This is a genomic window from Rufibacter ruber (assembly GCF_001647275.1).
Classification (GTDB): domain Bacteria; phylum Bacteroidota; class Bacteroidia; order Cytophagales; family Hymenobacteraceae; genus Nibribacter; species Nibribacter ruber_C.
Map to the genome: position 1 here is coordinate 1 of NZ_LRMM01000062.1, position 12930 is coordinate 12930.

General features: G+C 53.2%; 10 protein-coding genes. 4 read left to right on the forward strand and 6 right to left on the reverse strand.

What is annotated here, in order from left to right; translation table 11 throughout:
• Positions 1-538: 538 nt before the first annotated feature.
• Positions 539-832, reverse strand: coding sequence for a hypothetical protein (locus A8O25_RS17965; protein WP_066837796.1), 294 nt, complete (start codon positions 830-832; stop codon positions 539-541).
• 154 nt (positions 833-986) lie between these two features.
• Positions 987-2006: an acyl-CoA reductase gene (locus A8O25_RS17970; RefSeq protein WP_066837798.1), complete on the reverse strand. Its 1020-nt coding sequence runs from the start codon at positions 2004-2006 to the stop codon at positions 987-989.
• A 122-nt stretch (positions 2007-2128) separates the two neighbouring features.
• Here A8O25_RS17970 and A8O25_RS17975 point away from each other — a divergent pair, with 122 nt between their 5' ends.
• Positions 2129-2476 carry a 4Fe-4S binding protein gene (locus tag A8O25_RS17975; RefSeq protein ID WP_066837800.1) on the forward strand — a complete coding sequence of 116 codons (348 nt, stop codon included), beginning with the start codon at positions 2129-2131 and terminating at the stop codon, positions 2474-2476.
• Between the two features lie 743 nt (positions 2477-3219).
• Complete coding sequence (locus A8O25_RS17980; RefSeq protein ID WP_066837805.1) at positions 3220-5859, forward strand: valine--tRNA ligase; 2640 nt, start codon at positions 3220-3222, stop codon at positions 5857-5859.
• A gap of 372 nt (positions 5860-6231) precedes the next feature.
• On the opposite strand, the gene A8O25_RS17985 is transcribed toward A8O25_RS17980, so the two are convergent.
• From A8O25_RS17985 to A8O25_RS17995, 4 genes are all read right to left on the reverse strand, one after another.
• Complete coding sequence (locus A8O25_RS17985) at positions 6232-6774, reverse strand: hypothetical protein (RefSeq protein WP_066837807.1); 543 nt, start codon at positions 6772-6774, stop codon at positions 6232-6234.
• A gap of 670 nt (positions 6775-7444) precedes the next feature.
• Entirely contained in the window at positions 7445-8812 is a 1368-nt protein-coding gene (locus A8O25_RS17990) for a dihydrolipoamide acetyltransferase family protein (RefSeq protein WP_066837810.1), read from the reverse strand.
• A gap of 161 nt (positions 8813-8973) precedes the next feature.
• Complete coding sequence (locus A8O25_RS24255; protein WP_338152761.1) at positions 8974-9405, reverse strand: CinA family protein; 432 nt, start codon at positions 9403-9405, stop codon at positions 8974-8976.
• On the reverse strand, positions 9294-10235 hold the full coding sequence (locus tag A8O25_RS17995) for a competence/damage-inducible protein A (RefSeq protein WP_338152760.1): 942 nt from the start codon (positions 10233-10235) through the stop codon (positions 9294-9296). The genes A8O25_RS24255 and A8O25_RS17995 overlap by 112 nt, the downstream gene beginning before the upstream one ends.
• A 70-nt stretch (positions 10236-10305) precedes the next feature.
• On the opposite strand from A8O25_RS17995, the gene A8O25_RS18000 reads away from it, so the two are divergent.
• On the forward strand, positions 10306-11040 hold the full coding sequence (locus A8O25_RS18000) for a DUF4197 domain-containing protein (protein ID WP_066837812.1): 735 nt from the start codon (positions 10306-10308) through the stop codon (positions 11038-11040).
• A 594-nt stretch (positions 11041-11634) separates the two neighbouring features.
• Positions 11635-12918, forward strand: coding sequence for an erythromycin esterase family protein (locus A8O25_RS18005; RefSeq protein WP_066837815.1), 1284 nt, complete (start codon positions 11635-11637; stop codon positions 12916-12918).
• The last annotated feature ends 12 nt before the right edge of the window (positions 12919-12930 follow it).

Sequence of the window (12930 nt, forward strand, 5' to 3'; positions counted from 1 at the left end):
AGTTCGGTTTGATTCTGTTTGGCATTGCAACAGCGAAAACAGAACGTTTACCTTGCCCGCCGCTGGCGAGTGTGCGGTTCCTTCGGCCAGAGGCGAAGGAGGGGGTTATAATATGAAAGGACTAGAACTTCTTCTAGAATAACAGGAGAAATGTGAATCCCTGTTCTTGTCTTGAACCCATGTCCGCATCCGGAAATATTTTATTCTCCTGTCATCCTGAAAGGATCTTGTGGGCGAACGGCAGTGGCTGTTAGCCAAACGCTATTCTTGTTCGCCACCTAGATTCTTCCAGAATGACAAAAGGGCAGTCAAGGTTCTATTGATTATTTATTCAAAGCGGCTAGATACCCGGGTTGTCTCTAGCGGTTAATGGCGTAAGCGGCTTGTGCCTCTGCCTGCTGAACTGTTACTTCTGTTTTAGGGCTGTTTTTTCCAAAACAGGCCGAAAACAGCTTTCTCCCCACATATTTTGTCTAAACAAAAAGCGCCTCTGGTACATGAACCGGAGGCGCTTTTTGTTCAACCTTATTTCAGAAAGTTAGAAGAACTCCACTGAAAGAATAGCCGTGGTAGGAATGGTCACGCCAGATTTGATGGTGGTGAATTCCTTGTCGGCTTGCCAGATGGTGGTCTGCACGCGTAGAATATCGCCGGTGGCTACCTGGAAGGAAAGTTCTACTTTGCCCTGGTAGCCGTTGCCCAAACGGCTGGCGCGTTCCAGGTCATGCTGGCGTCTAACTTTGGCTTCTTTATCAGAGAGAACATCGTCTTGTCCAAACTGCAGCTGCGGAATAATTTCCTTCTCTATTAATTGGTGGGTGGTGGTGCTCATGGTCTTGTTGTTTGGTGGTAGTCTGTACTTCAATGAAACAAGAATTTGTTATAAATGCAAGCTTTTTAGCAGGCAATATATTTTTAACAAATGAGTTGTGCCATTGTTTAAAGGCGTTTTTAGGCTACTTTGCCAAAACCAGGCCAGAAACAGATTACAATTTCAAAAGAAATGCCAGGGTGTCTACGCCATCTGCATAATCACTTACAGAAGGGCATTGCGCCTGCCCAAACTGGAAGCTGTTTTCCCAAAGGCCTTCCTTGGAAACCACGCACTGCAGCTTCTCCTGTACCGCCGCCAGTTTCTGCCGGAGGTCTGCCGCGTCCTGGTACGTCTCGTAGAACAGCACTGAGATGGGGGAGACCAGCTGCCGGCTTTCAGTCACCATCAAAAAGCCGTTGTCCAGGTGCGGCACGCCGTTGACCAGGTAGATAGACTTGTTGTAGTCATAGTTGTTCTGGTACTTGTGGTGGTTCACCACTTCCTTCTTGTACTCAATGGCCTCAAAGAGCGGCGTGAAATCATACCCTTCGGGCACGTAGGCTTTGGACACGTTGCGGCAACCCAGCCCGTAGTAGCGAAGCATGTCATCGCCCAGGTTGGTGAGTTCCTCCCTGGTTTCGTTGCCGGTCAATACGGCCACGCTGGTGCGGTTCTTCCTGATGATGTGCGGGCGCTTGGCGAAGTAGTATTCAAAGTAGCGGGCGGTATTGTCAGAGCCGGTGGCAATGATGGCGTCTGCGGTCTTGAGCATGGGCACCAGCTGGACGTACTCCTGAAAACCGGGTTCTATCTCCACCAGTTTCTCCAGCAGATGCGGCACCAGGAACGGGTCGTCTGAGCTGGGCTTGGCCTGCAGAATGTGCCCGGAAATAAGAATGCACAGCGCGTCATGAAAGCCCACCGCCGGAATGTTCCCCGCCATCACCACGCCCACTTTTTTAGGGGCGGCAATGGTTTCAGGTATGTCATAGTTGGCCAGCCATGCCTCCAGTTGGTCTCTTTGCAGCATTTGGGCCAGGCCGTCCAGCGCGGCTGAAACATTTGGCTCGTCAAAGAAGTTATTGTGCTGACCGGCGCGGCGGGCCAGGTATTGGCGTTCCTCCAGGGGCAAGTGGCGTAAATAATCGCCCAGTTGGGCGAAGGCAGAAATTCTATTTTCTAAAGTTAGCATAGTAGGGAAACAGCCTTGGCATGAGAAACGTTTGATACAATGCGCGCTACGTATTACTTTTGCGCCCGAATGGCGTGCCGAAGCCGGTGCAAAATTACTAAAAAGAAACAGGAGATACGATTATGGCGATAATGATTACAGACGAGTGTATCAACTGCGGCGCTTGTGAGCCGGAGTGCCCCAACACGGCCATCTACGAGGGTGGCATGCAGTGGACCTGGGGCGATGGTACCTCGCTGAAAGAAGTGGTGAGAGACGGCGGTGTGACCATTGACGGCAAAGCCCCGCAACCGCCCATTTCAGATGAATACTACTACATTGTCTCAGACAAGTGCACCGAGTGCTGCGGTTTCCATGAGGAGCCCCAGTGCGCCGCCGTCTGCCCCGTAGACTGCTGCGTAGATGACCCAGACTACCGTGAGACAGAGGAGGAACTGTTGGCCAAGAAAGAGTGGCTGCACGCCAGCTAATTTTTTTCTGAAGATATTTCTTTGAAAGCCCGCCCCGTGCGGGCTTTTTGTTGCGGTACGTTTTGGGTCTGTTTTTTGAAAAACAGCTCCAAAACAGGAACCTGCCGCAAGTTTGAACGCAACGGCAAGTCGCGGTTTGTTATGAGGCCTGTTGGTAACTGGCGGGGTGCATTAATTGATAAAGTGTTTCGCCAGTTGGAAACTGGCGGTCATTCCTACTCCAAGTTCCCGCTGCGCTCAAACTTGAAGTAGGAAATAAGGTATGGTAGTGAAGGCGGTTTCTGCAGGCGCCAGTCTCCAGACTACCTTCGCGGCAGCGAAATGATGTGTTGCTGGAACGCAAAACAGGTTTTCAACGCAGAATTCCAGAGGATGATATTTCTCTACCAGCGGTTCCCGGCGAGTCTGGAGACTCGCAACATCCTAAGTCACGAGACTGAAGTCTCGCGCAAGAAACTCAGCCATTAACCATCAGCAATTCTTTTCGCAGGCGTCTGGGCCAGTAGCCGCCGCCGTCCCCCTCACCCTCTCCCCGGGGGAGTGGGAATTCTGCTAACGCGTTTTGGTGCTGTTTTGGCTAAAACACGCCAAAAAAGGAAATATCTGTTATTGGCGCCGCTTCTCCACAACATCTGCCGCTTGGCTGAATTCTATTTACTATTTTTGTTTTTCAAAATATGCAGCAAGTTTATTCGGTGCTTCTGTCTTGCTACCTGATACTTGCTACGTGATACCAAAGAAAGATGTCTACCATACCCAAGACCTATAACCCCAAAGAAGTAGAAGACAAGTGGTACGCCACCTGGCTGGAACGCGGCTTCTTCAAGTCTAAACCCAATCCTAAGAAAGAGCCATATACCGTGGTGATTCCGCCGCCCAACGTGACGGGGGTGTTGCACATGGGCCACATGCTCAACAACACCATTCAGGACGTGCTGGTGCGCCGCGCCCGTATGCAGGGCAAAGAGGCCTGCTGGGTACCGGGTACCGACCACGCTTCTATCGCCACCGAGGCGCGCGTGGTGAACATGCTCAAGGAGAAAGGCATCAACAAAGCAGATATTTCCCGCGAGGAGTTTTTGAAATACGCCTTTGAGTGGAAGGAGAAGTACGGCGGCATTATTCTGGAGCAGCTCAAGAAACTGGGCGCCTCCTGCGACTGGGACCGCACCCGCTTCACCATGGAGCCGGATTTGACCCAGGCCGTGATTGACGTGTTCGTAGACCTATACCGCAAAGGCCACATCTACCGCGGCGTGCGCATGGTGAACTGGGACCCGCAGGGCCTCACCGCGTTGTCTGACGAGGAGGTGAATTTCAAACAAGTAAACGGCAAACTGTATTACCTGCGCTACGGCATTGAAGGCTCAGATGAGGTCTTGACTGTAGCCACCAAACGCCCTGAAACCATCATGGGCGACGTGGCTATCTGCGTACACCCCGCTGATGAGCGTTACAAGCATTTAGAAGGCAAGAAAGCCATTATTCCGCTGGTGAACCGCGCCATTCCCATCATTTTTGACGAGTACGTAGACATTGAGTTCGGGACGGGCGTGCTGAAAGTGACGCCGGCTCACGATATCAATGACTATGAGCTGGGCCAGAAGCACAACCTGCCCAGCATTGACGTGCTCAATGACAACGGCACCATTCACGAGCGCGCCGGCATTTACGTAGGCGAAGACCGTTTTGTGGTGCGCAAGAAAATCACCAAAGAACTGGAAGCCAAAGGCCTGTTGGAGAAAGTAGAAGATTCAGTAACCAACGTGGGTTTCTCTGAACGTACCGATGCCGTGATTGAGCCCAAGCTCTCCATGCAATGGTGGTGCAAAATGGACGCCATGGCCAAACCCGCGCTGGAAAACGTGATGAATGACACCATCAAGCTGCACCCGCCCAAGTTCAAGAACATGTACCGTTCCTGGATGGAAAACGTGCACGACTGGTGTATTTCGCGGCAGCTGTGGTGGGGCCAGCAGATACCGGCGTACTACCTGCCAGATGGCACCTTTGTGGTAGGCCGTAATGCCGAAGAAGCGTTGCAGGAAGCCCGTACCAATTCGGGGAACCCAGACCTGCAGTTATCAGATTTGCGTCAGGACGAGGACGTGCTGGATACGTGGTTCTCTTCGTGGCTCTGGCCTATCTCGGTGTTTGACGGTTTCAAAGACCCAGACAACGAAGACATTCTGTACTATTACCCAACCAATGACCTGGTGACTGCCCCGGAGATTCTGTTCTTCTGGGTGGCGCGTATGATTATGGCGGGCTACGAATTCCGGAAGGAGTTGCCGTTCAAGAACGTGTACCTCACCGGTATTGTGCGGGACGCCCAGGGGCGGAAGATGTCCAAATCGCTGGGCAACTCACCAGACCCGCTGGATTTGATTGACCAATATGGCGCCGACGGTGTGCGCGCGGGCATGCTCTTCAGCTCCCCAGCCGGAAACGATTTGCTGTTTGACGAGAAACTCTGCGAGCAGGGCCGAAACTTCAGCAACAAAATCTGGAACGCCTTTAGATTGATTAACGGCTGGGAAGTAGACGAAACGCTGCCCAACCCGAACGAGAAAGCAATCAAGTGGTTCGACTCCAAGTTCAACGAGGCGCTCAATATTCTGGAAGACCACTTTGACAAATTCCGGATTTCTGATGCGTTACTCACGGTTTACAAGCTGGTGTGGGATGATTTCTGCTCCAACTACCTGGAGATGATTAAACCCGCCTTCGGGTCACCCATTGACGCCGCCACGCTGCAGGCCACGTATGAGTTCCTGGAGAAACTGATGAAAGTGCTGCACCCGTTCATGCCGTTCATCACCGAAGAAATCTGGAACAACATGAAAGAACGCGCGCCCAAAGACTGCCTGGTGGTAGCTCCCTGGCCCAAGCAAGGCCGCATTGACGCAGACCTTCTTCGCCAGACCGAGTACGTGCTCAACGTGGTGGGCCAGGTACGTAATATGCGTAATAGCAAGAACATCTCACCCGCTAAAAAGCTGGCCCTTCATGTGCGCCTGTCAGAAGGCAAAAACGCCATTGCCGGGTATGAGACCTTGGTGAGCAAACTCGCCAACCTCTCTGAGATTCAGGAAACCGAGCAGCCCCTGGATAACGCCTTGTCATTTGTGGCCGAGGACAGCACCGAGTTCTTTATTCCTATGGAAGGCAATATTGACGCTGCCGCCGAGCGCGAGCGCATCCTGAAGGAACTGGACTACACCAAGGGCTTCCTGGCCAGCGTAGAGAAAAAGCTAAGCAACGAGCGTTTCGTGGCCGGTGCCCCAGAGGCCGTCATTTCCGCAGAGCGGAAGAAACAGTCAGACGCCGAAGCCAAGATTGCCGCGCTGGAGCAAAGCTTATCGGCGCTGCCGGCTGAGTAAATTTGAGCTTGATTGATATATAACAATCGCTGCCCCATCTGGGGCAGCAGATTTTGTTATATATACGTTGCCTGCATGAAAATTTAACCCTTGCATAAAACGGCAGCTACTTGCAGACTCTCCCCTTGAGGGGAGATTAAGAGGGGTGTTTACACGGGAGAGAAAGTTTTTGATTTCTTCTGCCCGTCATCCTTGCAAGGTGATGGTGCTCACGTCTGGTCACGTAATGGGAAGTTTTTACTATTGGAGAAGCCATAATCAGCAGGTGTAAACACCCCTCTTCGCTCTCCTTGAGGGGAGAGTCTGCAAGAAGTAGTTAAGTGTAGAAATTTCTGTTTCTGGGCTGTTTGCCAAAACAGCCCAGAAACAGAATTACATGGTATATGAATCCAGCCTGGTCCAGGTGATAGTGCCGTTGTTCACAGCGTAGCGCAGGAGCAGGTGGCCGCCGTTATGGCCGTCTTCAAAATAAGCCATAGCGTAACGGTCGTTCAGGATTCTGATGTCCCGGATGGCCATGGTGCCGCCCATGCTGCCCTGGGCGGTGAGCACGCTTTTCTGCTTGCGCATGAGGTCGTTCATGAGGTCTGCCTCTGGGTTTTTGAGGCCTTTCTTTTTGAGGCGGTCAATGTCACTCTGGCTCAGGCTGCCCAGTTCTCCTTCAAAGGTGGTGGACTCAGGGGGAGTGGGTTCCTCATCTTCGGGGACGGGGACCACAGACGGCTGCGACGGCGAAAGTGTGGTCATGGTATCATCTGTGCCGCGGTTGGTGAAGCGTTTCACTTGGGCTTCCAGGCTGGTGATTTTTTCATCGGCCAGGGCCAGTTGGCTTTGGGCTTTGTCCATCTGCCAGTAGAAGTAAATGGCCAGAAACAGAAACAAAGCCATCAGGATGAGGATAAGCGTGTTTTTCATAGTAGTAGGGTATTCAGGGCAACAAGATACTGCTTTTACTATATCTGGGCTGAACGGGTTCTGAATTTCTGTTTTTCGCTGTTTGGCCAAAACAGCCCGAAAACGTGGGTAACCCAGATACGTACGTCCATCAGCTTGCAGAACGAAACGTGAACCTCAGGGTAGAAAAACAACCCTGCCATAGATAATTGCCATTAGGAAGGCTGAAAGGCGTATTCCGTCCCCCTTTGAAGGGGGTGGGGGAATGATACACGTGCTGATTTTCTCGTGCAGAAGTACGTATTCCCGAGAATTAATTTCTCATTTCACTAATCAGAAGTAGATGGGTCTTCAACGGCCTTGGTCATCTCCCTACCCCCTGTAAAGGGGGACGGATGTGTGGAAAAGACAAAGTCAGGTTCTTTTCATATCCATTTGCAGCGTAAAAGAAAAAATATAAATACGCTCTTAGGAACGAAAATGATGAGGCAGCTTCTTCTGTAGGAACCTGAATTTTATTCCCTCATCCTAACCTTCTCCCAGGGGGAGAGGGAATACCTGATTGGCGTTTTGGGGCTGTTTTCAGAAAAACAGGTCCAAAACAGCAGATATGCAAAAAGCCTCTCCGTGGGGAGAGGCTTTTCTGTTGGAGGCGGTTAGCAACGCATCTCCTGCTATGTATTTCTACAAATTAGATGCTCGTGTTGGGGTCAAAGGCTTCCAGGTAATCTGCCACGCGGCGCACAAACATGCCGCCCAGAGAACCGTCTACCACGCGGTGGTCATAGCTGTGAGACAGGAACATGAACTGCCTAATGCCAATCAAGTCTCCTTCTGGCGTCTCAATCACCGCCGGCTTCTTTTTAATGGCACCCACGGCCAGGATAGCCACCTGCGGCTGCATGATGATAGGCGTACCCATCACGTTGCCAAAAGAACCTACGTTGGAAACCGTATAGGTAGGGTCTGCCAGATCTGCCGGGGTCAGTTTGTTGATGCGGGCACGGTTGGCCAGGTCATTCAGTTTTTTAGACAAGCCGTTCAGGTTCATCTGGTCAGCGTTGTGGATCACGGGCACAATCAGGTTGCCACTTGGCAAGGCCACGGCTACGCCAATGTTGATGTCGCGCTTTTTGATGATTTTGTCTCCGTCTACGCTCACGTTGATCATAGGGAAATCCTTGATGGCTTTCACAATGGCCTCAATGAAGATTGGGGTGAAGGTGAGGTTCTCGCCTTCGCGCTTCTTGTAGGCGTCTTTGGTTTTGTTGCGCCAGTTCACAATGTTAGTCACATCTGCCTCCACAAAAGACGTCACGTGCGGGCTAATGCGCTTGCTGTCTACCATGCGCTGCGAAATCATCTTCCGCATGCGGTCCATCTCAATGACCTCCACGTTGCCGCTGTAAGACTGGGCCGGCGCCACAGGAGCAGCAGCCGGTTGCGGAGCCGAAGGTGCCGCCTGTGGGGCTGGGGCAGCCGGTTGTGCCGCAGCTGGTTGCGGAGCGGCGGCTGGGGTGCTGCCGGACTGGCGGTTGGCTACGTAGTCCAGGATATCTTTCTTAGACACGCGCCCGTCTTTGCCGGTACCCGGAATGTACTCCAGCTCCTGCATGGAAATGCCTTCTTCGCGGGCAATGTTCATGACCAGCGGCGAATAGAAGCGGCCGGAGGCGGGTTGTTCCAGACGTTGTGAGGTCTGGGCCGTGGCCTGCGGGGCCTCAGCGGGGTGCGCCGCCGGTTGGGTGGTTGGTGCCGCGGCAGGGGCAGACGGTGCAGCCTCCTGGGCGGGGGTTGAAGAAGCAGGTTGGTCGTCGCCACCCGTGCTGATAATGGCAATAGGGGCGCCTACGGCTACCACTTGGCCCTCTTGTACCAGAATCTCTTTCAAGACACCGCCTTGAATGGCCGGCACCTCAGTGTCCACTTTGTCAGTGGCAACCTCCAGTACAGACTCATCCTGCTCAATGGTATCACCCACCTGTTTCAACCATTTAAGCACGGTACCTTCCATGATACTCTCGCCCATTTTGGGCATCACCATTTCTACAAGGGCCATAGTGTATGTTTTCGGTTATAATGAATAGTCACAGGAACCAACAGGTTCACCCAGGGTCTCAGCCAAGGACAATGATACAGAAAAACCAGAAATGAATCCTGATAATTGCCGCCTGATTTCTGATAACCTAACTGTTGTTAGGCAAAATTAGAGAATTTTGGCTATTCCTCAACCGCTGCCGGCAAACTTTGCCGAATCAGGTTGAGCACCTGTAGGGTTGTGTACTCTATGTTCAGCAGGCGGGTTTTGTTGTAGCTGATCTTGCGGGCTACGGTCTGGTGGGCGTCTGCATAGGCCAGCCAGATGGTGCCCACGGGCTTTTCTGGGGTGCCGCCGTCTGGCCCGGCAATGCCGCTGGTGGCTACCCCAATGTCTGTGTTCAGGAGGCGGCGCACGCCTTCGGCCATCAGGCGCACGGTTTCTTCGCTCACAGCCCCGTGCCGGGCCAGTGTCTCCTGTGGCACGCCCAGTTGGGCTTTTTTCACTTCATTGCTGTAGGCCACCACGCTGCCGGTAAAATAGGCTGAGCTGCCGGGTACGCTGGTGAGTTTGTGCGCCACCAGCCCGCCGGTGCAGCTCTCAGCGGTAGAGATGGTGAGGTTGCGGGCTTTGAGCAGGGCACCCACGGCGGCTTCCAGGGTAACTTCGCCAAAGGCGAGACGTGGTCAGCGATTAACGGCGCCAGCTGGTCTATCTGGGCCTGCATCTGCTCCTCCAGATTATCTGTGCCATTGGGGAGGCCCGTTAATCTTAGCCGGACCCCCGCCAGGTGCGGGAGATAGGCTAATTTAAGGTTGGCGGGCAGGTTATTTTCCCAATCGGCAATGCGCTCTGCCAGAAAAGACTCGCCCAGCCCCACGGTCTGTACCACCTTGTGAATGATCTGCGGCAGCTGGAAGTGCTGTTGCAGGTGCGGCAAAACGGTGTCTGTCATCATGCGCTTCATCTCAAACGGCACGCCGGGCATGGAGACAATCACGGTGCCCTGCTCTTCAAACAGCATGCCTGGGGCAGTGCCCAGCACGTTTCTGACGGGGGTGCAGTTGGCGGGCAGAAACGCCTGTTGCCGGTTCACTTCCAGCATAGGGCGGTTGTAGCGCTTGAAAATGGCCTCTACGTCTTCTAAAGACGGTTGGTGCAGTTGCAGCTCTGTTTGAAAGAACTCTGCCAGCGTATGTTTGGTCAGGTCATCTTTGGTGGGGCCCAGGCCGCCGGTGACCAAAACCACATCAGCGCGTGACATGGCGGCGGCCAGCGCTTCCCGTATGGCGGTGGGGCTGTCAGAAATACTGGTGATTTGTTTGACTTTGATACCTATTTTTGCCAGTTCCTCCCCCATCCAGGCGGAGTTGGTGTCAATGACTTGGCCGTAGAGAAGTTCATCACCAATGGTGATGATTTCGGCCAGGGTCTCTTTTTTCATTTTTTGGTCTGATTTATGCGTATGCACCTGCGCAGCAATATTCATTAAAAGTAATGACATGTACGCACGTATGAAGAAACTATTCACGCCCGCTTTTGTTTTGAGCCTCTGCTCGCTTCTTTTTTTAGCAGGCTGCACCGCCAGCCAGATTCAGCAGGCCGTTGATGCCGCCAGCGGCACCATGAATACCGGCCGGCCGCTTACCCAAACCGAGGTGGCCAGCGGTCTGAGACAGGCTTTGTCCCAAGGCATAAACAAAGGTGCCACCCAGGCTGCCCAGACAGATGGCTTCTACAAGAACAGCCTCATCAGAATTCCCTTTCCGCCAGATGTGCAGCGTGTGGAGAACACCCTGCGGCAGATTGGCCTGGGCTCGCAGGTAGACAAGTTCATTCTCACGCTGAACCGCGGGGCCGAGGATGCCGCCAAAAGTGCCGCGCCTATCTTCCTGAACGCCATCAAGCAGTTGACCTTTCAAGACGTTTGGAACATTCTGCGCGGCGAAAAAGACGCGGCCACCCAGTTTCTGAAGCGCACCACCACCAGCCAGTTGACCGCCGCGTTCAGGCCGGTTATGAAGCAGTCACTGGACAAGGTAAATGCCACCAAGTACTACACAGACATTGTGACCCGCTACAACCAGATTCCGCTGGTGCAGAAGGTGAACCCTGATCTGGAGGCCTATGCCACCCAAAAAGCCATAGATGGTCTGTTCACGCTGGTAGCCCAGGAAGAAGCCAACATCAGGGAGAATCCCGTAGCCCGCACCACTGAGTTACTGCGCCGCGTGTTTGGCGCCCAATAAGGTTTGACCCCTGTAAAAAGAAACCAACGCCACTGCTCCTGTTTCTCTCTGAAACAGGAGGCAGTGGCGTTTTTGGGCTGTTTTTCTGAAAATAGGCCGAAAACGGAATGGCACAGACGTTCGCAGGTCCTCTGTTAGCTGCCTGGTCAGAACCTGCATTTGGTAGATTGTAGGAGGGCGCAGATTTCTTTATACATGTAAATTCCGCGCTGGCGCGAGGTGATTACGCGTGACAGATTGTGATGTGCGCCTCCAGTCCGCTGGAAACCTTGAGCGTTGGGCCGTGCGTGAAACCCACGCCTTCTGGGAGAAGGAGTTTCGGCAGAAGAAAAAATCACCTGTAAGCCTTTCCCTCAGTTACAGCCACCTACCTTCCAATTCCCCATTCCTAATTATAAATGCCTTGGCCTGTGGGCTTTTGGCGGCTGTCCCGTGCGCGGGTGCGGCCTTTGAGGGGGGTACTGGGTATTTGGGGAGAGTGCTCGGCAAAAGTTTTCCGTTTTTGCCCTATTTTTTCAGAAAAGAGTTAAAATCAGGTAAACCTTCTTCTGATAGCAGGGGTAAAAGGCAGGGAGTTCATTTTCTGCCTTACCCATGACCTATTCAAATTTGCCGTACCACCGGCTGGAGAACAAAGCTGATTTAGACGTATTGTTGGAAGATATTGGAGAGGCCCGGGTGGTCATGCTGGGAGAAGCCTCACACGGCACTTCTGAATACTATGCCTGGCGTACCGCCATCTCTAAACGCCTCATTGAAGAGAAGGGCTTCACCTTTATTGCCGTTGAGGGCGACTGGCCAGACTGTTTTCAGGTGAATAAATTTGTGCGGGGCCTGTGCAAGCCGGGCACCAAGGTGTCTGATGTGCTTAAGCACTTCAACCGCTGGCCCACCTGGATGTGGGGCAACTGGGAAGTGGCCGCCCTGGTAGAGTGGCTCAAAGAAAACAATGACCGGCCCAATACCAACAAGGTGGGCTTCTACGGGTTAGACGTGTACAGCCTGTGGGACTCTCTGCAGCGCATCATGAAGTACCTGGAGAAGAAAGACGGGCAGGCGGTAAAAGCCGCTAAAGAAGCCTTTAAGTGCTTTGAACCGTACAGCAATGATCCCCAGGAATATGCCCGCGCGGTGGCGTATGTGTCTGAAGACTGTGAGGAAGAAGTGCTCACCATGCTGCAGGAGCTGGGCAAAAAAGAGCGGGAAGCCCCCAGCAACCCGGAGGCCGAATTTGATGCAGAGCAGAATGCCCTGGTGGCCGTCAATGCCGAACGCTACTACAAAGCCATGATCATGGGCGGCGGCAGCTCCTGGAACGTGCGCGACGAACACATGATGGAGACGCTGGACCGCCTCTTGAAATTTCACGGCCCAGACTCAAAAGCCATTATCTGGGAACACAACACCCACGTGGGCGATGCCCGCTTCACAGACATGGCCCGTGCCGGCATGGTCAATATTGGGCAGCTGGCCCGTGAGCAGTACGGCCGCGAAAACGTGTATCTGGCAGGCTTCGGGTCTTATGAGGGCTCTGTGATTGCCGGTGACAGTTGGGGGGCGCCCATGAAAAAAATGGAGGTTCCACCCGCCCGCCAAGGTTCCTGGGAGGATTGGCTGCACAACCTGGGAGGAGGCTCTGATAAACTGTTGCTCTCGCGGGAACTCAGGGAGATAGACGAGGTGCGTCAGCAGATTGCCCACCGGGCCATTGGCGTGGTCTATGACCCTAACCGGGAGAAGTACGGCAACTATGTGCCCACTATCATTCCTGAGCGCTATGACGCGTTCCTGTACCTGGATGAAACCGAGGCCCTGCGTCCGTTTATTCTGAAGACCAAAGAAAAAGAGCCGCCTGAGCTGTATCCTGCCAACGAGTAACGTGCTGATAGT